25 protein-coding genes are annotated in these 24284 nt (G+C 60.8%); 10 read left to right on the top strand and 15 right to left on the bottom strand.

Features of this window, described 5'->3' with window-relative positions; translation table 11 throughout:
• Positions 1–21: 21 nt before the first annotated feature.
• The 3 genes from AC1DWQ_RS09670 to lexA form a co-directional block, all read right to left on the bottom strand.
• Positions 22–1029: a D-2-hydroxyacid dehydrogenase family protein gene (locus tag AC1DWQ_RS09670; protein ID WP_457280754.1), complete on the bottom strand. Its 1008-nt coding sequence runs from the start codon at positions 1027–1029 to the stop codon at positions 22–24.
• 146 nt (positions 1030–1175) lie between these two features.
• On the bottom strand, positions 1176–1568 hold the full coding sequence (locus AC1DWQ_RS09675) for a hypothetical protein (protein ID WP_477669421.1): 393 nt from the start codon (positions 1566–1568) through the stop codon (positions 1176–1178).
• 136 nt (positions 1569–1704) lie between these two features.
• Positions 1705–2409, bottom strand: coding sequence for a transcriptional repressor LexA (gene lexA, locus AC1DWQ_RS09680; protein WP_477669422.1), 705 nt, complete (start codon positions 2407–2409; stop codon positions 1705–1707).
• Positions 2410–2549: 140 nt separating this feature from the next.
• On the opposite strand from lexA, the gene AC1DWQ_RS09685 reads away from it, so the two are divergent.
• On the top strand, positions 2550–3506 hold the full coding sequence (locus tag AC1DWQ_RS09685; protein WP_477669423.1) for an asparaginase: 957 nt from the start codon (positions 2550–2552) through the stop codon (positions 3504–3506).
• Positions 3507–3608: 102 nt separating this feature from the next.
• On the opposite strand, the gene adk is transcribed toward AC1DWQ_RS09685, so the two are convergent.
• The 6 genes from adk to AC1DWQ_RS09715 all read right to left on the bottom strand — a co-directional run bounded on the left by adk (position 3609) and on the right by AC1DWQ_RS09715 (position 7567).
• Positions 3609–4265: an adenylate kinase gene (gene adk, locus AC1DWQ_RS09690; RefSeq protein WP_477648743.1), complete on the bottom strand. Its 657-nt coding sequence runs from the start codon at positions 4263–4265 to the stop codon at positions 3609–3611.
• 186 nt (positions 4266–4451) lie between these two features.
• The gene (gene kdsB / locus AC1DWQ_RS09695; protein ID WP_477669424.1) at positions 4452–5210 is read right to left on the bottom strand and encodes a 3-deoxy-manno-octulosonate cytidylyltransferase; all 759 of its coding nucleotides are present in this window, start codon (positions 5208–5210) and stop codon (positions 4452–4454) included.
• Between the two features lie 37 nt (positions 5211–5247).
• Positions 5248–5430 (bottom strand): Trm112 family protein, encoded by a 183-nt coding sequence (locus AC1DWQ_RS09700; protein ID WP_122956562.1) that lies wholly within the window; start codon positions 5428–5430, stop codon positions 5248–5250.
• Positions 5411–6481 (bottom strand): tetraacyldisaccharide 4'-kinase, encoded by a 1071-nt coding sequence (gene lpxK, locus AC1DWQ_RS09705; RefSeq protein WP_477669425.1) that lies wholly within the window; start codon positions 6479–6481, stop codon positions 5411–5413. Before lpxK ends, AC1DWQ_RS09700 begins: the two co-directional genes overlap by 20 nt.
• Before the next feature lie 22 nt (positions 6482–6503).
• Complete coding sequence (locus tag AC1DWQ_RS09710; RefSeq protein WP_457280760.1) at positions 6504–6932, bottom strand: ExbD/TolR family protein; 429 nt, start codon at positions 6930–6932, stop codon at positions 6504–6506.
• Positions 6929–7567 (bottom strand): MotA/TolQ/ExbB proton channel family protein, encoded by a 639-nt coding sequence (locus tag AC1DWQ_RS09715; protein WP_477648746.1) that lies wholly within the window; start codon positions 7565–7567, stop codon positions 6929–6931. Before AC1DWQ_RS09715 ends, AC1DWQ_RS09710 begins: the two co-directional genes overlap by 4 nt.
• Before the next feature lie 340 nt (positions 7568–7907).
• Here AC1DWQ_RS09715 and xseA point away from each other — a divergent pair, with 340 nt between their 5' ends.
• Together xseA and AC1DWQ_RS09725 are read left to right on the top strand one after the other, a co-directional pair.
• Positions 7908–9227 carry an exodeoxyribonuclease VII large subunit gene (gene xseA, locus AC1DWQ_RS09720; RefSeq protein WP_477669426.1) on the top strand — a complete coding sequence of 440 codons (1320 nt, stop codon included), beginning with the start codon at positions 7908–7910 and terminating at the stop codon, positions 9225–9227.
• A gap of 54 nt (positions 9228–9281) precedes the next feature.
• Positions 9282–9863: a Fe-Mn family superoxide dismutase gene (locus AC1DWQ_RS09725; RefSeq protein WP_431096247.1), complete on the top strand. Its 582-nt coding sequence runs from the start codon at positions 9282–9284 to the stop codon at positions 9861–9863.
• A 65-nt stretch (positions 9864–9928) separates the two neighbouring features.
• Here AC1DWQ_RS09725 and AC1DWQ_RS09730 read toward each other — a convergent pair whose 3' ends face one another.
• Together AC1DWQ_RS09730 and AC1DWQ_RS09735 are read right to left on the bottom strand one after the other, a co-directional pair.
• Positions 9929–10423: a DUF192 domain-containing protein gene (locus tag AC1DWQ_RS09730; protein WP_477669427.1), complete on the bottom strand. Its 495-nt coding sequence runs from the start codon at positions 10421–10423 to the stop codon at positions 9929–9931.
• Positions 10424–10517: 94 nt separating this feature from the next.
• The gene (locus AC1DWQ_RS09735) at positions 10518–10823 is read right to left on the bottom strand and encodes a hypothetical protein (protein WP_457280763.1); all 306 of its coding nucleotides are present in this window, start codon (positions 10821–10823) and stop codon (positions 10518–10520) included.
• Between the two features lie 199 nt (positions 10824–11022).
• Here AC1DWQ_RS09735 and icd point away from each other — a divergent pair, with 199 nt between their 5' ends.
• From icd to sbcB, 5 genes are all read left to right on the top strand, one after another.
• Positions 11023–12282, top strand: coding sequence for an NADP-dependent isocitrate dehydrogenase (gene icd / locus AC1DWQ_RS09740; RefSeq protein ID WP_457280764.1), 1260 nt, complete (start codon positions 11023–11025; stop codon positions 12280–12282).
• A 162-nt stretch (positions 12283–12444) separates the two neighbouring features.
• Positions 12445–12822, top strand: coding sequence for an ATP-dependent Clp protease adapter ClpS (clpS, locus tag AC1DWQ_RS09745; RefSeq protein ID WP_457280765.1), 378 nt, complete (start codon positions 12445–12447; stop codon positions 12820–12822).
• Positions 12823–12891: 69 nt separating this feature from the next.
• A complete protein-coding gene (gene clpA, locus AC1DWQ_RS09750) occupies positions 12892–15228 on the top strand; it encodes an ATP-dependent Clp protease ATP-binding subunit ClpA (protein ID WP_477669428.1) in 2337 nt (778 codons plus the stop codon).
• A 125-nt stretch (positions 15229–15353) separates the two neighbouring features.
• A complete protein-coding gene (cls, locus tag AC1DWQ_RS09755) occupies positions 15354–16811 on the top strand; it encodes a cardiolipin synthase (RefSeq protein ID WP_477669429.1) in 1458 nt (485 codons plus the stop codon).
• A gap of 20 nt (positions 16812–16831) precedes the next feature.
• Positions 16832–18301: an exodeoxyribonuclease I gene (sbcB, locus tag AC1DWQ_RS09760; RefSeq protein WP_477669430.1), complete on the top strand. Its 1470-nt coding sequence runs from the start codon at positions 16832–16834 to the stop codon at positions 18299–18301.
• A 197-nt stretch (positions 18302–18498) separates the two neighbouring features.
• On the opposite strand, the gene AC1DWQ_RS09765 is transcribed toward sbcB, so the two are convergent.
• The gene (locus AC1DWQ_RS09765; RefSeq protein ID WP_477669431.1) at positions 18499–19596 is read right to left on the bottom strand and encodes a saccharopine dehydrogenase family protein; all 1098 of its coding nucleotides are present in this window, start codon (positions 19594–19596) and stop codon (positions 18499–18501) included.
• Between the two features lie 176 nt (positions 19597–19772).
• Here AC1DWQ_RS09765 and AC1DWQ_RS09770 point away from each other — a divergent pair, with 176 nt between their 5' ends.
• On the top strand, positions 19773–20204 hold the full coding sequence (locus AC1DWQ_RS09770; protein WP_477669432.1) for an Lrp/AsnC family transcriptional regulator: 432 nt from the start codon (positions 19773–19775) through the stop codon (positions 20202–20204).
• Here AC1DWQ_RS09770 and AC1DWQ_RS09775 read toward each other — a convergent pair.
• From AC1DWQ_RS09775 to trhO, 3 genes are all read right to left on the bottom strand, one after another.
• Positions 20201–20680 carry a GNAT family N-acetyltransferase gene (locus AC1DWQ_RS09775; protein WP_477669433.1) on the bottom strand — a complete coding sequence of 160 codons (480 nt, stop codon included), beginning with the start codon at positions 20678–20680 and terminating at the stop codon, positions 20201–20203. The genes AC1DWQ_RS09770 and AC1DWQ_RS09775 overlap by 4 nt on opposite strands.
• A gap of 300 nt (positions 20681–20980) precedes the next feature.
• Positions 20981–21634 carry a glutathione S-transferase gene (locus tag AC1DWQ_RS09780; protein ID WP_477669434.1) on the bottom strand — a complete coding sequence of 218 codons (654 nt, stop codon included), beginning with the start codon at positions 21632–21634 and terminating at the stop codon, positions 20981–20983.
• A gap of 20 nt (positions 21635–21654) precedes the next feature.
• Positions 21655–22602 carry an oxygen-dependent tRNA uridine(34) hydroxylase TrhO gene (gene trhO, locus AC1DWQ_RS09785; protein WP_477669435.1) on the bottom strand — a complete coding sequence of 316 codons (948 nt, stop codon included), beginning with the start codon at positions 22600–22602 and terminating at the stop codon, positions 21655–21657.
• Positions 22603–22972: 370 nt separating this feature from the next.
• Between trhO and AC1DWQ_RS09790 the strand changes: the two genes are divergently transcribed.
• Positions 22973–24229 (top strand): extracellular catalytic domain type 1 short-chain-length polyhydroxyalkanoate depolymerase, encoded by a 1257-nt coding sequence (locus AC1DWQ_RS09790; RefSeq protein ID WP_477669436.1) that lies wholly within the window; start codon positions 22973–22975, stop codon positions 24227–24229.
• Positions 24230–24284: the final 55 nt, after the last annotated feature.

The raw sequence follows: 24284 nt of genomic DNA on the forward strand, positions 1-24284 counted from the left end.
GATCAGGCTGCGCGTGTCACATCAGCGCCGTACTTGCAAGGCCCCCGGGTTGACGATATTGGTGGGCGTGCCCTTGATGAAGTTGACGACGTTGTCAAACGCCGCGCCAAAGTACAGCTCATAGCTGTCCTGTTCAACATAGCCAATATGCGGCGTGCAAATGCAGTTTTCCAGGCGGAGCAGCGCATGGCCTTGCAGGATGGGCTCCGACTCAAAAACATCGATGGCCGCCAGGCCGGGCCGCCCGCGATTGAGGGAGGCGATCAATGCTTCCGGTTCGATCAGCTCCGCCCTTGACGTATTCACCAGCAGGGACGTGGTTTTCATGCGCGACAGGTCTTCCAGCGTGACGATACCGCGTGTCTCTGCGTTGAGCCGCAGGTGAAGGCTCAGTACATCGCTTTGCTCAAAGAATTCGGCTTTGCTGGCCGCGACTTCAAAGCCATCGGCCTGTGCCCGCTCCAGTGATGCGTCGCGGCCCCATATCACGACACGCATACCAAAGGCCCTGCCGTAGCCAGCCACAATTTGCCCGATCTTCCCGTAGCTCCATACCCCCAATGTCTTGCCCTTGAGGACGGAGCCAATGCCGAAGTTGGGTGGCATCGAAGCTGACTTGAGCCCTGCCTGCTGCCAGGCGCCATGCTTCAAGTGGGCTACATAGTGCGGAATGCGGCGCATGGCGGTCATTACCAGTGCCCAGGTCAGCTCCGCGGGTGCCGTAGGAGACCCAATGCCCTCGGCAACCGCGATGCCGCGTTCTGTGCAAGCCGCGACATCTATATGGCTTCCGACACGGCCTGTCTGGGCAATCAGCTTGAGTTTGGGCAGCTTTTCAATAACTTGCCGGTTGAGCTGGGTTCTCTCCCGGATCAGGACGATGACATCGGCATCCTTGAGGCGGACGGACAGCTGGCCGATGCCTTTAACGGTGTTGGTATAGACCTTGGCAGGGTAGGCCTCCAGCTTGGCTGCGCAGTTCAATTTCCGCACCGCGTCCTGATAGTCGTCGAGGATCACAATATTCATGCCGATATTGTGCCTGCAAGATTTTTCTTCCTTGCCGCCGGGGTCACTTCCGACTGGGGATTTTGTATCTCAAGGAAACGCACCAGACGGCGCCGCAAAGCACATAGGCCCGGGCTGAACTTCTGGTGGGATGCTTGCCGTACCAGTTATCTCAAAGAGGTTTCTCGCTGGCTCATGCGCTCAAGTTCCGCGCAGACGTCGGCCATGCGGCCGGATATCACCATGCGGCCAGCGCACGCTGGGCCGACATTGGAGTCAAACTCACGGACAACTCGCAGCCGGCTGGGTCGGGACGCCTTGACAGAGCGTTGGACGGCAAGAGCACCAGTGGCGCGGGCAGACGGGCCGCGCATTGCCGCGAAATCGCCGGAAGCAAAGGGTAGCGCAAGCTGGTGAGATCTGGGCTGTGCGCCGGCTGGCGCGGAAAAACGGCTTGCCCCAGTCATACCCTGCGCCGGCAAAAACAATGACACCAATGCCTGCACGGGTGCCAGCAGGACTGACGACATTGGTGAATGTGAAAAACTGATGATTCCCATGATGAACTCCTGTATGAGAGAGGTTTACACAGGCAGGATTGCAAACTGGCAAATTGCCAGGAAGGCCCCGACACCAGGGTGTTGGCCATCACAACGGCCAAACGCCCGCCACCTGGTGCGTGGCCAGGTGAGCTGCCTACATCAGCATCGTGTTGCGAATGAGGCCGACGGCCAGGCCTTCCAGTTCGAAAGGCTCGCCGGGCTCGACCACAATGGTTTTAAAGTCCGGGTTTTCGGGCAGAAGTTCGATCAGGTGCTTGTTGCGACGAAAGCGCTTGACGGTCACTTCATCACCCAGCCGGGCCACGACAATTTGACCATTCTTGGCTTCCTTGGATTGCTTGACGGCCAGCAGGTCGCCATCCATGATGCCTGCGTCCCGCATGCTCATGCCGCGGACCTTGAGCAGGTAGTCGGGCTGGCGCTGAAACAGGCTGCTTTCAAAATAATAGGTTTGCTCGACATGTTCCTGCGCGAGAATCGGGCTGCCAGCAGCAACCCGCCCCACCAGAGGTAGGGCGAGTTGGGCCAGGCTTTGCAACGGCAGGGAAAACTGTTTGATTCTGGATTCGTTCAGGCTGCGAAGGGCGTCATTGCGCAAACGTATGCCGCGTGAGGTCCCGCTGACCAGCTCGATGACGCCTTTGCGGGCCAGCGCCTGCAAGTGCTCCTCGGCGGCATTGGCAGAGCGAAAGCCAAGCTCAGCGGCGATTTCAGCACGGGTGGGCGGGGCGCCCGTGCGCGCGATGGCGCTCTGGATCAATTCCAGAATTTGCTGCTGGCGCGCAGTGAGCTTGGGAGCCTCAGAGGGAAAATGCGAAAAGTTATCGAGTGTGCTCATCACTGTTGCTCCTTGAATCACTGCTTCAGCCCGCTTGCGTATTGCCTGCTGGCTTTGGGTACGCAACGTTGCCGTAGCTGTTTTAATATCCAGTAACTGTATTTTCATCCAGTTTTTAAAAGATTGCAAGTTTACGTTTTATGCATCCTCAAAATATTGTGATTCTGGGCACCGGCGGCACGATTGCCGGGCAGGCTGCGAGTGCGTCGGACAACATCGGCTATACCGCTGCCCAGGTGGGCGTTGAGCAACTTGTGGCGGCGGTCCCGCCTTTGGCCAGGTTCGGCCCCTTGATGACCGAGCAGGTCGCGCAGGTCGACAGCAAGGACATGAGCTTCGATGTATGGGTGCGGCTGGCCAGTCGGGTCAATCACTTTCTGGCCCAGCCGGACGTGCAGGGCATTGTCATCACGCACGGCACGGACACGCTGGAAGAAACGGCGTATTTCCTTCATGCGGTGTGCCGCCCCGATAAACCTGTGGTGCTGGCCTGTGCCATGCGGCCGGCGACTGCGCTGGTGCCTGACGGCCCCCAGAACATGCTGGATGCCATGGCGGTGGCGCGTCATGCTGGGGCAATGGGTGTTGTCGCGGTGTGTGCCGGAACCATCCACAGCGCGCTGGACGTGCAGAAAGTGCATACCTACAGGGTTGACGCTTTTGACTCCGGTGATGCGGGGCCGATTGGCTATGTGGAGGAAGGATTCCTCAGGTTAGTGAGAAATTGGCCGGAAACCCATGTGGAACGGGCGCAAGCAGCTATAAAAATAATAGCGAATTCCATGATTCCGCTCCAGTGGCCGCGCGTTGAGATTGTCATGAACCATGCCGGCGCCAGTGGTGCGATCGTGGACGCGTTGCTGGCACAGGGTGTCCAGGGGCTGGTGGTTGCTGCCACGGGTAATGGCACCTTGCACCACGCGCTGGAGGCGGCCTTGCTTCGCGCGCGGTCTGCGGGGGTTCGGGTCGTCCGTGCGACAAGATGCTTCAATGGCCGGGTCTTGCCCACACCGGGGGATCTGTTTTCTGATTCGCAGGGGCTGAGTCCCGTGAAGGCGAGGATAGCGATGATGCTCGAGTTGCTGGCGGAGAGTTGAAGCCGCGCTTGCAATTGCAGTCCACCAGGTCCGGAAGCCGGAATAAAAAAAGCCGTCGGGCTGACGGCTTTTTTGGGGCAAGTGGACTCGCGTTAGGCCGGTTCAACCCGCCAGCGCCTTAAATGCCCGGGCGGTGATCTCGTCAACACCGCCCATGCCGCTGATGGCACGGTATTTCGGGGCCAGTTCAGGCTCTGACTTTGCCCAGCTGGAGTAGTACTCAACCAGCGGACGGGTCTGGGCGCTGTAAACCTCCAGGCGCTTGCGGACAGTTTCTTCCTTGTCGTCATCGCGCTGGATCAGCGGCTCGCCGGTCACATCGTCTTTGCCTTCAACCTTGGGCGGATTGAACTTGACGTGGTAGGTGCGGCCTGAGGCGGGGTGCGAACGGCGTCCGCTCATGCGCTCGATGATGGCGTCGAAGGGGACGTCGATTTCAAGAACGTAGTCCAGCTTGACGCCGGCAGACTTCATGGCGTCCGCCTGCGGAATGGTGCGCGGAAAGCCGTCAAACAGAAAGCCCTTGGCGCAGTCGGGCTGGGCAATGCGCTCTTTGACTAAATTGATGATCAGGTCGTCGCTGACCAGTGCACCCGAGTCCATGATTTTTTTGGCTTCAATGCCCAGCTGCGTGCCGGCTTTGACGGCCGCACGAAGCATGTCGCCGGTGGAAATCTGGGGAATGCCGTACTTCTGGCAGATGAAGGTCGCTTGCGTCCCCTTGCCCGCGCCAGGCGCGCCCAACAAAATCAGTCTCATGGATGTCCTCGGATTTTATGAATTCTTGAAGTCAGCCCGAACCGCCGGCCGGTTTCCGCAGGGGCTGCTTGACAGGTATGGAGGGCTGCCGGCACGCCCTGCAGGCCTCACACTTGTGTTTTTCCCAAGGATAGCATGCACCCCTGACAGCAACTTACGAGCCCGCGTCATGCCGGGGAGGGCAGGTCAGGAAAACAGCTTGCGGGCGAGGTCCAGGTCTTCCGGCGTGTCAACGCCCGGCCCAGGCGCGTCGCCAGTGATGTGCACGGCGATGCGATGGCCGTGCCACAGCGCCCGGAGTTGCTCAAGGCACTCCAGTTGCTCGAGTGGCGACTGGGGAAGGCGCGGGAACTCCCGCAGAAATCCCACCCGATAGCCGTAAATGCCTACGTGCCGGAGTGGCCGGGGCAGGCTGCTGCCGGCCTCCCACCACGCCTTGCCGGTAAAGTCGCGCGCGGCCGGAATGGGTGAGCGGCTGAAGTAAAGGGCCGTATGGCGCGCATCAAGCACCACCTTGACCACATTGGGGTTGTTCAGGTCGGCCAGCTGCTGGATGGCATGCGCCGCCGTGCTCATGGCGCAGTCTGGGCGCTCGATGAGCAGGCGTGCGACCGCGTCGATCAAGGCCGGGTCAATCAGCGGCTCGTCACCTTGCACATTCACCACAATGTCGTCGTCCGCGAGTCCCAGCACGCTGCAGGCTTCCGCGAGCCGGTCGCTGCCGCTGGGGTGGTCTTCTCGTGTCAGCACGGCGGCGATGCCGAAAGACGCGCATTTTTCGATGATTTCGTTACTGTCGGTTGCGACGACGGTGCGCAGGGCAGTGCTCCGCATCGCGCGCTGCGCAACACGCACGACCATGGGTGCACCGCCGATGTCGGCCAGCGGCTTGTTGGGCAGGCGTGTAGAGGCCAGCCTGGCCGGAATGAGGACGGTGAAGCTCATGCTTTCGGGGTCTTGCTTGTTTTTTTCAAGGCGCCGTTCACAGACCGAGTTCTTCATCAGTCAAGGTCCGCGCTTCGCTTTCCAGCAGCACGGGAAGCCCGTCGCGCACCGGGTAGGCGAGGCGGGCGCTGCGGGAAACAAGTTCCTGTTTTTCCCGGTCGTAGTCGAGCGGGCCTTTGGTCACAGGGCAGACCAGCAGTTCAAGCAGTTTGGTGTCCATGGCCTGATGGTAAGGGAGAAATCAGCGGGGCCAGCCGGGCATCGAGTGCGGCAAAGAACGCTGGTTCGGGCGTAAACACCAAAGGTACGGCCAGAACCTCCTTTTGTGATGTGCCCTGCAGGGCAAAAAGCTTGACGGCGTCTTTTTCAGTGCACAGCACCACACGCCCTTTGAGTTCCTCCGCTTCCAGGTCTTGATCGGTGAAGTCATGGTGGTCGGGCAGGGCCGTTGTGGCCTGCAGCGTCAGGCCGGTTTCCCTCAGCATTCCGAAAAATGCTTCAGGATTGGCTATGCCCGCAAGTGCCGCCAGAGGCCGGCCCCGCAGGCTCGCCAGCGAGACCGGTTCGTCCCGGGCGGAATAAGCTTCGTTGCTCAGTTTCCGGTTGGAAACAAACCCTTCAAATGCCGGTTTTTGCCCGGTGTGCAGCACAAAATTCAAGCCAACCCGTTCGCGTGCGGGCCAGGGCTCACGCAACGGACCTGCCGGTAGCAGCCAGCCGTTCCCCACACCTCGGTCATCGAACACGGCAATCTCGATATCGCGCTGCAGGGCGTAGTGCTGCAGACCGTCGTCACACACGACTACAGCCGTGCCCGGATATGCCGCAAGCAATGCGCGCACGGCGTCTGCACGCTTGCCGGCAACAAAAACAGGCGCACCCGTTGCGCGCTTGATAAGGGCCGGCTCGTCGCCTGTGAGGTGAGGGGATGCGCCGGGGACCACCTCCAGGCAGGCGGTGCCGTGCCGTCCATAACCCCGCGACACCACCCCCACCCGTATCTGTTGCGCCTGCAGATGTTTCACCAGGGCAATCACCAGCGGTGTTTTTCCGGCGCCGCCGGCAATGACGTTTCCGACCACGATCACCGGAACGCCGAAATGTTCGGACCGGAGAATGTGACGGCGATACAGCACCCACCGCAGCCGCACGACCAGGCCATAGGCCTGGGCCAGCGGCCAGAGCAGGCATGCCGGCCAACCCCGTTTGCGCCAGGCATTCTGCAAAATCTGTTTCACGTGATGACTGCCATTTCGCCGCGAAGGCTGCATGGAATGGGCAACCGGCCCTGGCCTATCTGGCCCCGGCCGTTGCGGCGCTTTGCGTTGCAAATGTGATTTGTGTCAGCCCCTGGCGGCGTGCGGCCTCCATGACCGTAATAACGGCCTGATGCGTGGCGTTGGCATCGGCGCTGATGATGATGACGCTTTCCTTGCCGGCTTTCGCTGCTTCGGCAAGCGCGGCTCCCAGCACTTCGATGCCACGGCCTTCCACCAGAGTCTTGTTGACCATGTAGCGGCCGTCGCTGCTCACGGCGACGATGACTTCCTTGGGATAATCGCGCTGCTGTTCGGCGTTGGCGATCGGCAGCTTGACCTGAAGTTCGGTGAACTTGCTGTAGGTGGTGGACAGCATCAGGAAGATCAGCACCACGAGCAGTACATCGATGAAGGGGATCAGATTGATCTCCGGCTCGTCATGAGGATGGGGGCGGAAGTTCATTTTCTGAGGGTATTGAGGTGGCGTACAAAACGCTCGGCCGCCAGCTCCATCGTCAGCAGATATCCGTCCACTCGCGCCCGGAAATAGCGCCAGAAAATCAGCGAGGGAATGGCCACCATCAGGCCGAAAGCCGTGTTGTAGAGCGCAATCGAAATGCCTTGCGCCAACTGGGCAGGGTTGCCGCCAGCGGCATTGCTCACACCTCCACCACCTGCCTGGGAGCCGAAAATCTCGATCATGCCGATGACTGTGCCCAATAGGCCGAGCAGGGGGGCGGCAGAGGCGATGGTCGCCAGGGCTGCCAAGTATCGTTCCAGCTTGTGGGCCGCCTTGCGTCCTGCGCCTTCCAGCGTGGAACGCAGGTCATCCTCGCTGATCCTTGGATTGGTGTTCAGGGCGCGAAAACCGCTGGCAAGCACTTCGCCGAGCAGCGAGTTTTGTTCAAGCTGCGCCACGACATCGGGTGAGGGGACGGAGGCGCGGGAGACGGTGATGGCTTCGTCAAGCAACTTGGCGGGGGCGACTTTTCGGGTTTTAAGGCTGGTAAAACGCTCGATAACCAGAGCAAGGGCCAAGACAGAGCAGGCAACCAGGGGCCAAATCGGCCAACCTGCGGCTTGTATGATCGAAAACAATGCACATCTCCAGGCAGTAAGTTGTGGTGGATTATGGCTTACAGAAACTGCCATCTCGTTGCGGCTGAGCCTGATCTGTTAAATGTTCGCAACGTGATCGCGTGTCGGACGTAGCCCACAGAAGCTGTGGATAACTTTGTTAGCAAGTGGTGGCGCAGCGGCCTGCAAGCCGCGCCAAATCGTGCATGTGACAGAACGATGAAATTTTGAGCAGAATTAAGTTATTCAAAATCAATGAGTTACACGAATTTATCTCGATATCCGCGCGAAACCAGGGGGTCGAGCCTTGAGGGACGGCTCTCTGTGGAGTATTACACCCGGATTACCAAGGGATTTAGGGGTGTTTGATGCATCGGCTCCTTCCGAGAAGCCGCAAGCGGGAGCGCGCGACGCGGGCATCCGGGTATGGCCCGTCGGGTCTTTGCTAAGGGCTATTTCGGACAGCCTTGAAGCCCGATTTAACCCGGTCGCGGTGCAGGGTGAGATCAGCGGGTTTTCGCGTGCAGCCAGCGGCCACTGCTATTTTTCGCTCAAAGATGAACAGGGGCAGGTTCGCTGCGCCATGTTTCGCCGCGCTGCCACGATGCTGGAGTTTTCCCCGCGCGACGGCCAATTGGTGGAGCTGCGGGGACGGCTGGGTGTTTATGAGCCGCGCGGTGAACTACAACTGGTGGTCGAGTCCATGCGCCAGGCAGGCCAGGGCAATCTTTTTGAACAGTTCCTGCTGCTCAAGGCCAGACTTGAAGCTGAGGGCCTTTTCGACCCAGGCCGTAAAAGGCCTTTGCCTTTGCTGCCCCGCGCCATTGGTGTGGTGACTTCGCTGGGTGCCGCCGCCTTGCACGATGTCACGAGTGCTTTGCAGCGCCGTGTGCCGCATATTCCCGTGGTTATTTATCCTGCCAGCGTGCAGGGCAGCCAGGCAGCCGGCGAATTGCGCGCCGCTTTGCTCAAAGCCTATCAGCGGCGATCCCAGGACCGCGTGGATGTCTTGCTGGTGGTACGCGGTGGCGGCGCCATGGAAGACCTGTGGGCTTTTAATGATGAGCAGCTCGCCCGAACCCTGGTGGAATCGCCCATGCCAGTGATTAGCGGGGTAGGGCATGAAACCGATTTCACGATCGTCGATTTTTGCGCTGACGTGCGTGCGCCCACGCCGACCGCCGCGGCAGAACTCTGCGCGCAGCCCCAAGCGGTGTGGTTGGGTGCGCTCGACATGGCCGTGTCGCGGCTGCAAAACGGCGTAGACCGCCAGCTGGAGTCGCACAACCAGCGCCTGGACTGGGCGGCTTCCCGGATTAGCCGGCCGTCGCATCTGGTTACCAGGCAGCATGCCCGCCTGGCCGGGCTCGGCCAGAGCCTGAGCCATGCAGCGCGTTTGGCACTGCAGCACGAACAGCGCAAGCTACAGGTCTTGGGCAGCAATTTTCCGCACGAAGTGCAAGGCAGCCTGCAGCGCGGCCGGCAGCGCATCGAGCGCGCGCAGTTAAGGCTTGAGTTGCTGGACCCCAAACTGGTTCTGAAGCGCGGCTACGCCTGGCTTGCCGACCTTCAGGGGCAACCCATTACAAGCCGCGAAAAGACCCATGTGGGGCAACCTGTACGCGCTACCCTTGCCGACGGCGAGGTCGATTTGACAGTTTCTGCGCGCAGACTGATTTAGTTTTTACAATGACATCGTTAAAAGCAGTTTATTCATCACCACGAGGAAAAAATCATGGAACACAAACTCCCCCCGCTACCGTACCCGATCGACGCCCTGGCGCCGCATTACAGCCAGGAAGCCTTTGAATACCACCATGGCAAGCACCACAATGCTTACGTGGTGAACCTCAACAACCTGCAAAAGGGCACTGAGTTTGAAGCCATGACGCTCGAAGAGATCGTCAAGAAATCCAGTGGTGGTGTGTACAACAATGCTGCCCAGATCTGGAACCACACCTTCTTCTGGAGCTGCATGAAGCCCGCTGGCGGCGGCGAGCCTGGCGGCGCACTGGCTGCAGCCATCAATGCCAAGTTTGGCTCTTACGCTGCGTTCAAAGAGGCTTTCGTCAAGTCGGCCGTTGGCAATTTCGGTTCCGGCTGGACGTGGCTTGTAAAAAAAGCCGACGGCACGGTTGATATTGTCAACACCGGCCCGGCAGGTACCCCGCTCACCACTGCCGATAAGGCCTTGCTGACGGTGGATGTCTGGGAGCATGCCTACTACATTGACTACCGCAACCTGCGTCCGAAATTTGTCGAGACCTTCCTCTCCAATCTGGTGAACTGGAGTTTTGCCGAGGCCAACTTCGCCTGAGGCGAGAGGCCTTCGCCCACAAAAAAGCCGACATGAGTCGGCTTTTTTGTTTTAAAAGCGAGAAATCAGCGCTTCGCCTCGAAAATCGGGCCGCCCAGTTTGCTGCCGGCCTTGATGCGTTTTCGCGCAAACCAGCCCTTGTTCATTTCCAGGACAAAGCGCACGGGTTGGGCAGAGCAGTGTGGGTCTGTGGTTTGAGGTTTCATGTCGGCGAGGTTCACGATGGTGCCGTCATCCGCCACAAAGGCGGCGGTCAGCGGCAGCAAGGTGTTTTTCATCCAGAAGCACTGCTGGGCTGGCTGCTCGAAGATAAAAATCATGCCTTCCTGTTGCGGCATTTCCTTGCGGAACATCAGGCCGATTTGCCGCTGTTCCGGCGTGAGGGCCACCTGCGCATCAATCAGGTGCATGCCGGCCGACAGCTTGACGCGCTGTAAATTCATCTGGGGGCCGTCCTGCGCCGAAGCACCCAGGGGCACGAACAGGGCGGCAACAGCCAGCATCTGGGTGAGGCCCTTGAACGCCCCACGAAACAAGACGGTACCGGGTTTGAAAAACATAGAGTCACCACGCATGAAGTTGATCGGCCAGCATAAACGACGCGCATAAAAAATGCCCGCACGCGGCGGGCATTTTGACCGAAGTCACCAGGAATTACTTCTTGGCTTCAGCTTTTGCTTTTTTGGCGGCAGCAGCTTCGGCTTTCTTGGCTGCAGCGGCTTCAGCTTTTGCTTTCTTGTCAGCAGCAGCTTTTTCTTTCTTTGCGGCCTTGGCAGCAGCTTTTTCTTCTTTGGTCATTTTGGCTGGCTTGGCTTCAGCTTTGGCTTCTGCTTTTGCAGCGGGAGCGGCTGGCGTTGCGGCAACAGCTGGCTTGGCTGGAGTAGCCGCAGGAGCGGAAGCTTGTGCGAAAGCACCAGCAGCGAAGAGGCCAGCGATCAAAGCAGCGAGGATTTTGTTCATTTGGAATTTCCTTTGATAACGTTATTGGAAAAAATACCCCGAACTTCTCGGAGGCCCTACCGTAACGAGGCCGGTTCCAAAGCCGTTGACACGATGCCCCCAAATTCTTTTGCTGTATGGTTTTACGGCTAGAATTTAGGGGTTTTTACCTAACTGTTGCGTGGCGTGCCCCTGGACGCCTTGCGCTTACCGGAGACTTTTGTTCATGTATCAGCACATCAAGGTGCCTTCCCAAGGCCAAAAAATCACTGTCAATGCCGACAACTCGTTGAACGTACCTGACGAACCCATCATTCCGTTCATTGAAGGCGACGGCACCGGCGCAGACATTACGCCGGTTATGCTGAAAGTGGTTGATGCTGCTGTTGCCAAAGCCTACGGCGGCAAGAAAAAGATCCACTGGATGGAAGTGTTTGCCGGTGAGAAGTCGACCAAGGTCTATGGCCCGGACGTCTGGCTGCCAGAAGAAACCCTGCACGCTGTTCGTGACTACGTCGTGTCGATCAAGGGTCCGCTGACGACCCCTGTGGGCGGCGGCATCCGCAGCCTGAACGTTGCGCTGCGCCAGGAGCTGGATCTTTACGTCTGTCTGCGCCCCATCCAGTATTTCAAGGGCGTTCCTTCGCCCGTCAAAGAGCCTGAAAAGACCCACATGGTCATCTTCCGCGAAAACTCGGAGGACATCTACGCCGGCATCGAGTTCGAATCCGGCAGCGACAAGGCCAAAAAACTCATCAAGTTCCTGCAGGACGAGATGGGCGTCAAGAAGATTCGCTTCCCGAACACCTCCGGCATCGGTATCAAGCCGGTTTCCAGCGAAGGCACCGAGCGCCTGGTGCGCAAGGCCATCCAGTACGCCATCGACAACGACAAGCCCAGCGTGACCATCGTGCACAAGGGCAACATCATGAAGTTCACCGAAGGCGGCTTCCGTGACTGGGCTTATGCCCTGGCCAAGAAGGAATTCGGCGCTGTGGAAATCGACGGCGGCCCATGGATGAAGTTCAAGAACCCCAAGACCGGCAAGGAAATCACCGTCAAGGACAGCATCGCCGATGCTTTCCTGCAGCAGATCCTGCTGCGTCCCGCTGAATACAGCGTGATCGCTACCCTGAACCTGAACGGCGACTACGTGTCCGACGCGCTGGCTGCCCAGGTCGGCGGCATCGGCATCGCTCCCGGCGCCAACCTGAGCGACACTGTCGCCATGTTTGAAGCCACCCACGGTACTGCGCCCAAGTATGCCGGCAAGGACTACGTGAACCCCGGTTCCGAAATCCTCTCGGCCGAAATGATGCTGCGCCACATGGGCTGGACCAAGGCTGCCGACCTGATCATCAGCTCGATGGAAAAATCCATCGACTCCAAGAAGGTCACTTATGACTTCGCCCGCCTCATGGAAGGCGCAACCCAGGTCAGCTGCTCCGGCTTTGGCCAGGTCATGATCGACCACATGTAAAGCTGGCTCAGCCGGTTTTTCCGAGAACCGCCCGGGAGCAATCCCGCGGCGGTTTTTTTCTTGGCCGCAGAAAAGGAAAAAAATCACGCTTGAATGTCGCGTTCCCGCCACCAATTTCCCTATCAGGCGCACTGGACTACATCGGTGGCTAGAATGAATTCCATGGCAACCAAGTCTCCCAAATCCCCCAACTCTCCGGTGCAGCCCCCAGTCCCGGCTATCAAGCCTGATAACGGCAATGGGGGAGAGTCGGTCGTATTGGAGCGCCGGCCGCAAAAGACCAAGCCCCCGCAGATGTACCAGGTGGTCCTGCTCAACGACGACTACACCCCCATGGAGTTCGTGGTGGTGGTAATCCAGGAGTTTTTCAACAAGGACCATGACACCGCCACGCAGATCATGCTGAAGATCCATCTGGACGGCAAAGGCGTCTGCGGCGTGTTTTCCAGGGACGTAGCGGCGACCAAGGTGGACCAGGTGACCGAAGCTGCCCGGAAAAACGGCCATCCGCTGCAGTGTGTCAGTGAGCCCATTGAATAATCGTAAATCCGGCCAATATTCCCTTCATAAGTCAGTAGAGTTAACCCAAGCAAGCCGAAAGGAAGATCAATGATTGCCCAGGAACTAGAAGTCAGCTTGCATATGGCGTTTGTCGAGGCGCGTCAGCAGCGCCACGAGTTCATCACCGTTGAGCATCTCTTGCTTGCCTTGCTGGACAACCCCAGTGCAGCCGAGGTATTGCGCGCCTGCTCAGCCAATGTGGACGACTTGCGCAAGTCGTTGGCCAATTTCATCAAGGACAACACCCCGCAGGTCGCCGGCACCGACGATGTCGACACGCAGCCCACGCTGGGCTTCCAGCGCGTGATCCAGCGCGCCATCATGCACGTACAGTCCACCGGCAATGGCAAGAAGGAAGTCACCGGCGCCAATGTGCTGGTCGCCATTTTTGGTGAAAAGGATTCACACGCCGTGTATTACCTCCACCAGCAGGGCGTAACCCGCCTGGACGTGGTGAATTTCATTGCACACGGCATCAAGAAGAGCGACCCGCCCGAACCAGCCAAGGCTGGCGAGAGCGCCGCCGAGAACGAAGAGGGCGGCGAGAAGAACGAAAAAGCCTCACCGCTTGAGCAATTCACCGTCAACCTGAACCAGCTCGCCAGGGACGGCAAAATCGATCCGCTGATCGGCCGCCAGTATGAAGTCGAGCGCGTCATTCAGATTCTCTGCCGCCGCCGCAAGAACAATCCGTTGCTGGTCGGTGAGGCCGGTGTGGGTAAAACCGCGATTGCCGAGGGCCTGGCCTGGCGCATCACGCAAAAAGACGTGCCCGAGATCCTGGCCGAAGCCAATGTGTACTCGCTCGATATGGGCGCGTTGCTGGCCGGCACCAAGTACCGCGGTGACTTCGAACAACGCCTGAAGGGCGTGCTCAAGGCACTGAAGGACAAACCCAACGGCATCCTCTTTATCGACGAAATCCACACCCTGATCGGTGCCGGTGCGGCCTCGGGTGGCACGCTGGATGCGTCCAACCTGCTCAAGCCGGCGCTGTCCAGCGGCCAGCTCAAGTGCATAGGCGCGACCACCTTCACCGAATACCGCGGCATCTTCGAAAAAGATGCGGCCCTGTCGCGCCGCTTCCAGAAGGTCGATGTGGTCGAGCCTACCGTGCAGGAAACGGTCGACATCCTCAAGGGCCTGAAGTCGCGCTTTGAAGAGCACCACAGCGTCAAGTACGCCGTGGCCGCCCTGCAGGCTGCTGCCGAGCTCAGCGCCAAGTACATCAACGACCGCCATCTGCCCGACAAGGCCATTGACGTGATCGATGAAGCCGGCGCTGCCCAGCGTATCCTGCCCGCGTCCAAACGCAAGAAGATCATCACCAAGGCTGAGGTCGAAGAGATCGTCGCCAAGATCGCCCGCATCCCGCCCGCCAATGTCTCCAACGACGACCGCGGCAAGCTGCAGACGCTCGAGCGCGACCTGAAGAGCGTGGTCTTCGGCCAGGACAAGGCCCTTGAAGTGCTGGCCTCGGCCGTCAAGATGGCGCGCTCCGGCCTGGGCAAGGACGACAAGCCGATCGGCTCCTTCCTGTTCTCCGGCCCCACGGGCGTCGGCAAGACGGAAGCTGCCAAGCAACTGGCTTACATCATGGGCATCGAGTTGATCCGCTTCGACATGTCCGAGTACATGGAACGCCACGCCGTGAGCCGCCTGATTGGCGCACCTCCGGGTTACGTCGGTTTTGACCAGGGTGGCCTGCTGACCGAGGCCATCACGAAGAAGCCGCACGCCGTGCTGCTGCTTGACGAGATCGAAAAGGCGCACCCGGACATCTTCAACGTGTTGCTGCAGGTCATGGACCACGGCACGCTGACGGACAACAACGGGCGCAAGGCCGATTTCCGCAACGTCATCATCGTCATGACCACCAACGCCGGTGCCGAGACGATGAACAAGGCGACCATCGGCTTTACCAACCCGCGCGAGTCCGGCGACGAGATGGCCGACATCAAGCGCCTGTTCACGCCCGAGTTCCGCAACCGCCTGGACGCGACTGTCAGCTTCAAGGCACTGGACGAAACCGTCATCCTGCGCGTGGTCGACAAATTCCTGCTGCAGCTTGAAACGCAACTTGCCGAGAAGAAGGTGGAAGTCACCTTCACCGACACGTTGCGCAAGTACCTCGGCAAGAAGGGCTTTGATCCGCTGATGGGTGCCCGCCCGATGCAGCGCCTGATCCAGGACACGATCCGCCGTGCGCTGGCCGACGAGCTGCTGTTTGGCCGGCTGACCGACGGTGGCCGCCTGACGGTGGACATGAAGGTCACGACGGACGAGAAGGGCGTTGAGACCGGGGAAGTCCAGCTCGACATCCAGCCGCTGCCCAAGAAGGAAGGCAAAGCCAAGCCGGAAGCCGAAGCGGCAGAGACCAACTGACCATTTCGCGGATCCACCAATCCAGCGGAGCGGATAGTTCCGCGCACCCAAAAAAGGCCGGTAGCATCACGCTATCGGCCTTTTTTCATTTCACCCGCGCTTCCTAAAACAAAAGACGCCCCGCCTTGACCCTTCCCGAACTCAGCTCAGAATGGAAAACCGGCCTCTCCCTGGCATGGAGTGCCTACATTGCCGTGCTGTCGGTCTGGATCGTGATGCAAAAGCGCGCGCCGGTCTCCACCATGAGCTGGATCCTGTCGCTGGCCTTGCTGCCGTTTGCCGGCTTCGTGATTTACTACTTCCTCGGTCCCCAGCGCCTCAAAAAGCAGCGCCTCAAGCGGCTGCGCAGCCGCGCCGGCGCGCGTGGCGATGCCGATCTGGCCCAGTTGCAGGGCGTGGCCGAAAGAGCACCTCCGGCCCTGCGGCAGATGACCGCCCTGGGAACCGCCGCCTGCGGTCTTCCGGTGTCCAGTGCTACCGGCGTCCAGCTGCTTTCAGGGGGTGCGCATACCTTCGACAGCATCTTCGACGCGATCCGCGACGCCCGCCATCATGTGCACCTCGAGTACTATATTTTTGAGCCCGACCGCATCGGCACTGCCCTGCGTGACCTGCTGGCCGAAAGGGCTGAGCAGGGCGTCAAGGTACGGCTGCTGGTCGATGCGCTCGGCTCCAAGCGGCTTGGGAGCCGGTTTCTGGCGCCACTGGAGGCTGCCGGCGTCGAGATTGCGTTCTTTCACGATACCCGCATAGGCCGCCGCCTGCGCCCGGTGACCAACTACCGTACCCACCGCAAGATCGTCGTCTGCGACGGCCGCGTCGGCTTCACGGGCGGCGTCAACATCACCGATGAAGAAGACCGGCGTACCCGCGCCGATGCCTACCATGATGTGCACCTGCGCATTGAAGGCAGCGCGGTGCGATGGCTGCAGACCACCTTCCTGGAAGACTGGACCTACGCCACCGGCGAATCGATAGCCGACACGGACGGGACCCTTCCGCACCTGCTGCCCCTCCTGGTGCCCGACGAAGAAGCCGGCGACATTCCGGTGCAGGTGGTGACCAGCGGGCCGGACAACATGCTGGAGCCGATTCACCGCATGCACCTGGCCGCCATCAATGCCTCCACCCAGCGCGCCTGGCTGACCACGCCTTACTTCGTGCCGGGAGAGCCCGCGCTGATGGCGCTGACCAGCGCCGCGCTGCGCGGCGTCGACGTGCGCCTGCTGGTGCCGCGCCGCAGCGACAGCTTTATTGTCAGCGCCGCGGCGCGCTCCTACTTCGACGAACTGATCGCTGCCGGTGTCAAGGTCTGGGAGTACAAGGCCCGCATGCTGCACTCCAAAACACTGGTCGTCGACGACAGCTGTGCCATGGTCGGCACCGCCAATTTCGACAACCGCAGTTTTCGCCTCAACTTTGAAGTGATGGCCGTGGTCTACGGCCCCGCGCTGGCAGGGCCGCTCGCTGCGCAGTTTGAAACCGACCTGCTCAGCGCCGCGCCTGTGCGCGCACATCGCCCCCAGAATTTTTTGATGCGCCTGCTCGATGCCACGGCGCGGCTGTTTTCCCCCTTGCTCTAATTACCTACTTCGAGTTCTTCATGCCCCACACCTTCCTCTGGCACGACTACGAAACCTTCGGCATCAACCCGCGCCGTGACCGGCCCGCGCAGTTTGCCGGCATTCGCACCGACGCAGAGCTCAATGAAATCGGCGAGCCGCTGATGATTTATTGCAAGCCGGCCAACGACTACCTGCCCAATCCAGAGTCCTGCCTGCTCACCGGCATCACTCCCCAGTTGTGCATGGAGCGTGGTGTGGCCGAGCACGAATTCGCCGCGCAGATCGAAGCCGTGCTGGCCGAGCCCGGCACGATCGGCGTGGGCTACAACACCATCCGCTTCGACGACGAAGTCACGCGCTACCTGTTCTGGCGCAACCTCATTGACCCGTATGCGCGCGAATGGCAAAACGACTGCGGCCGCTGGGATCTGCTCGATGTCGTGCGCATGGCCTATGCGCTGCGGCCCGAAGGCATCGCCTGGCCGCTCAAGCCCGATGAACGCAGGCCGGACGACGCCAGCGCCGTACGCCCCAGCTTCAAGCTCGAAGACCTGGCGCGTGCCAACGGCCTCATGCACGAGTCGGCGCACGACGCCCTGTCTGACGTGCGCGCCACCATCGCGCTGGCCCGCCTGATCCGCAAAGCGCAACCCAAGCTCTTTGATTTTTGCCTGGGCCTGCATAAAAAAGACCGCGTGGCCGCAGAGCTGGGCCTGCCCACCAGCCCGCAAACGGCCCAGCCGTTTTTGCACGTCTCGGGCATGTTCCCGCCAGAGCGCGGCTGCCTGGCCGTCATGTGGCCGCTGGCAACGCATCCGACGAACAAGAACGAGCTGCTGGCCTGGGACTTGTCGCAAGACCCGAGTGAGCTGCCTTTGCTCGACGTTGCCACGCTGCGGCAACGCCTCTTCAGCAAATCGGCCGAGCTGCCCGAAGGTGTGCTGCGCCTGCCCATCAAATCGGTTCACCTGAACAAGTCACCCATGGTCGTGCGCAAGCTCGCCACGCTGTCGCCGGAGATGGCGGCCAAATGGAATGTAGACATCCCCGCAGCCCTGGCCAACGCCGAGAAAGCGGCCAGCCTGCCCGACATGAGCGCCATTTGGCCCGAAGTCTTCCAGCGGCCCAAAGAGCCCACGCCGGATGTCGACGAAGACCTGTACGGCGGCTTCATCAACAACACCGACCGCCGCCGCCTGAACCAGTTGCGCGCCTTGTCACCCGCCGAGCTGGCCCACGCCCGCATCGGCTTTGACGACGAACGACTCGGGGAGCTGGTGTTTCGTTACCGGGCACGCAACTTTGCCGAGACCCTGTCGCCCGAAGACGCGGAACGCTGGGAGGCGCACCGCGCTGCGCGCCTGCTGGAGGGTGAGGGCGGGGCGCGGAATGTGGATGCGCTGTTTGCCGAGATAGATGTGTTGGCGGAAACGGCGGATGCGAAGGGGCAGGTGGTGCTTGAGGCGCTTTATGAGTATGCGGAGATGATTGCGCCGGAGATGTCGTAGGTGGCTTTTGCAGGTCAGGCTTGTCTTGGCCTAGGCGCTCTTTGCTGACGGTAGCTGGCCGGGCAACCCCCCGGCCAGCAGCTCTCAGCAAAGCGCGCGCCCATCAAACCAACAACAACCCAAAAAGAAGCCGCTATCAATTCAATAGCTGCTAGCGCTCGCCCTAATTAATCAAAACGCCTGTTTCCTAAAAAAACTCAAGCCGCGACCCGCTCCACCAAAGGCGCATAAGCCCCACCAAACCGGTTGGCCAGAAAATCCCCCAAAGCAATATCTTCCTGCCGCACAAACCCCTTCGCAGGCAACCGCCCGTTAGCCAGCAAGTCCAGCACCGTACAAATACCAGCCGCCGTGGTGATCTGGATCGCGCTGCGCAGCACGCCGCCGACCACATGGCTGTATACCTTGTGGGCGTAGGTCTCCTGCATCAGCCGGCCCTCGCGCTGGCCGCTCACGGTGACGAACACGATGACCACGTCCTGCATCGTCGTGGGCAGGGCGTTTTCCAGGATGTCCTTGAGCACACCGCGGCGGTCGCGCAGGCGCAGGTCGTTGAGCAGGGCCTTCATGATGGCCGCGTGGCCGGGGTAGCGGATGGTCTTGTAGTTGAGGTTGGTGACCTTGCTTTGAAGCGTCTCGCACAAGGTGCCCAAGCCGCCTGAAGTATTGAAGGCCTCGTAGGTCACGCCGTCGAGCGAAAACTCCTCGTGCTCGGCCAGCGGCGGCACCTCGCGCAGCACGCCTTCCACAATGGCTTCGCAGGGCTCGCAGTACTCGTTGATGACGCCGTCGGTGCTCCAGGTCAGGTTGTAGTTCAGCGCGTTCGACGGGTACTGGGGCAGGGCGCCCACGCGCATGCGCACGCTGTGCAGGCTGTCAAACCGCCGGCACAGGTCGGCCGCCACGATGGACACAAAGCCCGGCGCCAGGCCGCACTGCGGGATCAGCGCCGAGCGCGCGGTGGCGGCCAGTTCACGTACGCGCCGCGTGCTGGCCACGTCTTCGGTCAGATCCAGGTAGTGCACACCGGCTGCCACGGCAGCTTCGGCAATGGACGTGGTGAGATGAAACGGCGCCGCACTGAGCACCGCAAACTGCCCTTCAAGCTCCGCGCGCAGGGCGACAGGGTCGGTGACGTCCAGCACTTTTAATTGAACCCCGGCGCTGGCCTTCATGCCTGCCAGTGCGGCCTGTGATGCATCCACCACCGTGACCGCATAGTCCTGGCTGGCGCCCAGCAGGGCGGCAATGGTTGAGCCGATTTTGCCTGCGCCTACCACCATGATTTTTTTCATATCAGCTCCTTTGGGGGCCCCTCCAAGCGAGGGGCGTTGAGTGATTGTGGAACGCAGTACCGGCGGTTGGTAGTATCAATTTATACAAATAGAAGCCATAATTTAGACAAATAGAAGATTTCTACCTTCTATTTGACTATTCATCTCCCATAACAGGGCGCGGCCCACCCCAACGCATGAACCTTGACGCCATAGACCAGATATTGCTCAGCGAGCTGCGTGAAAACGCGCGTTGCCCGGTGGCCTTGCTCGCCCGCAAGGTGAGCCTGTCGCGCACGGCAGTGCAGGCCCGCATAGAGCGGCTGGAGCGTGACAAGGTCATCACCGGTTACGGCGTGCGCACCGGCGACGCCTATGAGCAATCGCAGGTAGCCGCCCACGTGATGCTCACCGTCGGCCCCAAGCTGTCGGGCCCGGTCGAGGCGGCGCTGCGCAAGATCCCCGAGGTCCGCTCACTGCTCTCGGTCAGCGGCACCTTCGACATGATCGCCATCGTGCAGGCCGGCTCGATCGAGCGGCTGGACGCGCTGATCGACGGCATTGGCCTGCTCGACGGGGTGGAGCGCACCAATACCTCAGTGGTGCTGTCTACGCGGATTCACCGCTAGGCCGCTTGAAGCCGACCCTCAACTGACTTGCGAAAGAAAATCTGCCGGCCGTTCCAGCGTTTTGACATGGCGCTAAACCCGAGGCCCGTATAGATTCTGGTCGAAGCCGCATTGAACTCGTTCGTGTCCAGGCACACGCTGGCGCAGCCGGCCTGGCACGCATGCGCCAGTGCGAACTCGATGAGCGCCTTGCCCGTACCCTGCCTGCGAACGGACGGGTCAACAAACAGGTCTTCAATGGTGGCCTCGGTGCCGCTGGCCCACATGGAATGGCGATAGCGTTGCAGCACGTAACCCGAGGCTTGGCCGTGAACCATGGCGATGAAGAATTCCGCGTCTTGCGACCCAAGCAACTTGCGGACGCTGTCGCCAAACTGGACGTCCGAGGGCGTGTGCCGCTCCAGATGGTTGCGAAAGGCGACGGCCATGGCCACGATGGCTGGCTCATCTTGCGGGGTGGCGATACGGATGTGCATGGTGAGTGGCTGGCGTCGTGAAGTGGCGAAAGGGAAACCGGCAGAGCTGACTGTTTGTTGCTGCTGTTGCTTCCTCACAGTCTGCAGGAGCAGCCCCCACGCGATCCAGCGGTTTTGCAAGGTTTTGGTTGCGCTTTACGTTGAAAGTCCTTGTTCCGGTACATGCCTGCAAAAGGCAAATCAAACCGCAAGCCCCCGGCAGCAGTTTTTTCCGATTCCCCCAAATCTCAGGCACAAAATTGCTGCCAAGCCCAATGAAGGCGAGCGCAAGAAGCTATTGATTTGATAGCGACTGAAGCTTCATGCTGTGCCCGCCTGCCATGGCGCATGCTTGTCCATCACGCCGGCATATAGCGCGCTGGCTTCAAAGTGCGCCAGCCAGGCTAGCAGTTGCGGCCAGGGCTGGCCTGCAAACCAGGCGGGGTCGGTATGCGCGAACTGGCGCACAAATGGCAGCAGCGCCATGTCGGCCAGGCTGGCGCGTGCGCCAAACAGCCACCCGCCTGCCAGCATGCCGTCCAGCTTGAGCAGCCATGCCGCACCCAGGCCGCGCTGCAGCTGCGCAAAAGCCTCGGTATTGCCTGCGGATTCTTCGGTGTAGCGATTCGGGTATTTGTAGCGGTCCAGGCTGCGCTTGAAAGCACCGTCGTTGCCGGCAATCAGCGCGAGCATGTCATCGATGGAACCCTTGGGTGGTGAGAGCCAGCCCTCGGGATCATTGCGCCGCAGTGCCCACAGCATCACGTCCAGGCTTTCATCAATGACTTCGCCGCCGGGCAGCACCAGCACGGGCACCGTGCCTTTGGGTGACGCGGCCAGCATTGGCATGGGTTTGTTCTTCAACACGACTTCGCGCAGCTCGTGCGGCTCGCCACTCACGGCCAGCGCCAGCCGGGCGCGCATGGCATACGGGCAGCGGCGAAAGGAATACAGGACGGGCAGGGCGCTGTTCATGGCCTGAGACACCAGGTGCTTCAGGTGCCGGATTGCCGCACGCCGATGTGCGCGGCATTGCGCGCTTCGGCCAGTTCGACCTGGCGCTGGCGCTCGCGGTAGCCGGCTTTCTGTTCTTCCGTCGTCTTCCCATGGCAGTGCGCGCAGCTCACGCCCAGCTCGTACAGCGGCGACTGGCGGTCTGCCTCGCTCAGTGGGTCGCGGCACGAGCGGCACAGCGTGAAGGCGCCGGGCTTGAGGCCGTGGCCGACGGACACACGCTCGTCAAACACAAAACATTCGCCTTCCCAGGTGCTTTGCGCCTCGGGCACGGTTTCCAGGTACTTGAGGATGCCGCCTTCGAGGTGGTAGACCTCTTCAAAGCCTTTGGAGCGAAGCAGCGCGGTGGATTTCTCGCAGCGAATGCCCCCGGTGCAGAACATGGCTACCTTCGGCTTTTTGCCGTCATGCGCCGCCAGCTTGCCGCCTTCGGCCATTTCGCGCTCCACCCAGCCGGGCAGCTCTGAAAAGCTGCTGGTGTGCGGGTTGATGGCGCCGTGGAAGGTGCCGATGGACACCTCGTAGTCGTTGCGTGTATCGACCAGCACCACGCCCGGCTCGTTGATCAGCTGGTTCCACTCCTGCGGCTTGACGTATTCGCCCGCCATCAGCGCGGGGTGCACTTCCGGCACCCCCATGGTGACGATCTCGCGCTTGAGGCGCACCTTCATCCGGTAGAAGGGCATGGACTCAGCCCAGGCCTCCTTGTGCTCGAGCTTCGCCAGGCGCGGGTCACTGCGCAGATACGCCAGCACGGCGCGCACACCTTCTTCAGGCCCGGCAATAGTGCCGTTGATGCCTTCTGCCGCAAGCAGCAGCGTGCCCTTGACACCATGGGCTTCGCACTGCGCCAGCAACGGCGCCTGCAGCTCGGCGAAATCGGGCAGCTCAACGAACTGGTAAAGGGCAGCGGTCAGGAAGTCAGACATGAAAAAACAGGCGAAAAGCGAAAAGAAATGTGCGGTGGTTCAAAAAGAGGGCAAACAGGGACAAAAGTCGGAAAACGCGAAAAGACCCTAAATGGTGCGTACACGCGCTGAAATGGCGCCGATACCGCGCCGAAATGGCACAAGCGCTCCCAGGCTCCATCGTAGCGGCTCGGGTCTTAGCATTTTGTAACCCCGATTTTGTGACGGAAAGCGCCGAATTCAATGTTTTATGGCCATGCTGGTAGACATTTTGTTGCAATGCAGCAAAATGACCGTGTACTTATTGATCTGGCGCAAATCCCTTCCTGGAAATCAACGTAGACGCCGACCTCGAACCGACCCCAGATGGCCCACCACTTTTTGTCAAACCATGTCCAGAAGCATAAGCAGTCTTTGGCTTAAAAGCATGCGCCGCATGGGCAAGGCCCAGCAGGCGCAAGGCTTGCGGCTGTTTGAAAGCCTGCTGCCCAAGGTCACACCGGCGTTGCCTGCCGCCACAACGCCGCGCAGACGCAGGCCCGGGGTCAAGCTGCTGAAACCGGTGGTTGCCCGGCCCGCCAAAAAAGCCCGCCGGCCCACGGCTGCACAGGCCCGCGCCGCAGCCGGGTTGCCCGGCACCTGGCGCAAGGCCTGGTTTACTTTGCCCGGGGACGGATTGCTGACGGATTCCCGGCGCATGCTGTACTGGTTGTACCTTCCCGCTACGGCCGCTACGGCCGCTACGGCCGCTACGGCCGTTACTGCCGGGGTTCCCGATGCCCCTGCGGCACCGCGCCCGCTGGTGGTGATGCTGCACGGCTGCCAGCAGACGGCGGCCGACTTTGCAGCGGGCAGCCGCATGAACGAGCTGGCCGAGCGCAAGGGTTTTGCGGTGCTCTACCCCCAGCAATCCAGTGCAGCCGACGCCCACCGCTGCTGGCACTGGTACAAGCGGGCCACACAAAACGGGGAGGGCGATGTGGGCGTGATCGCCGCCATGATTTCGCAGGTGCAGCAAAAACACGGGCTTGACGCTTCACGAACTTACGTGGCGGGCCTGTCGGCCGGCGCCGCGCTGGCGGCCATCGTGGCACTGCGCCACCCGGAGCTGATCGCGGCCGTGGGCATGCACTCGGCACCCGTGTTCGGCACCACCCATTCGCCCTTCAGCGCCTACCGGGCCATGCAACACGGCTCGGGCTCGTCTTACGATGCGGTGGCGCGCTTGTTTGCCAGCGACCAGCCGGAGTTCCCGGGCATGCCGGCCATCCTGATCCATGGCGACAACGATGCCGTGGTGCGGCGGGTGAACGCCGAGCAGCTGGCCGAGCAGTTCGAAATCATCAACAACCCGGTCATTACCCAAAATGCGGCCCGCCTCGAGCCGGTGGTTCGCCGCTACCCCGAGCGCCGCAGCGGCAGGCGGCCACGCCATGCCTACCAGACGACGACCTGGTACGCCGGCCGCAAGCCGCAGCTGGTGAAGTGCGACGTAGATGCTCTGGGCCACGCCTGGAGCGGCGGAGACGCCAGCATGGAATACAGCGAGCCCGAGGGCCCGGACGCCACGCTCATGATGTGGACGTTTTTTACCTACCACCGCCGCAATGCTGCCCTGGCTGCGGCAGAGCCTGGTGCGGCAAAGTAGCTGAGCCTGATCCGCTATCAAATCAATAGCGTGTTGCGCCCGTTTACTGAGGGCT

This window comes from Polaromonas sp. P2_G11 (assembly GCF_056403595.1).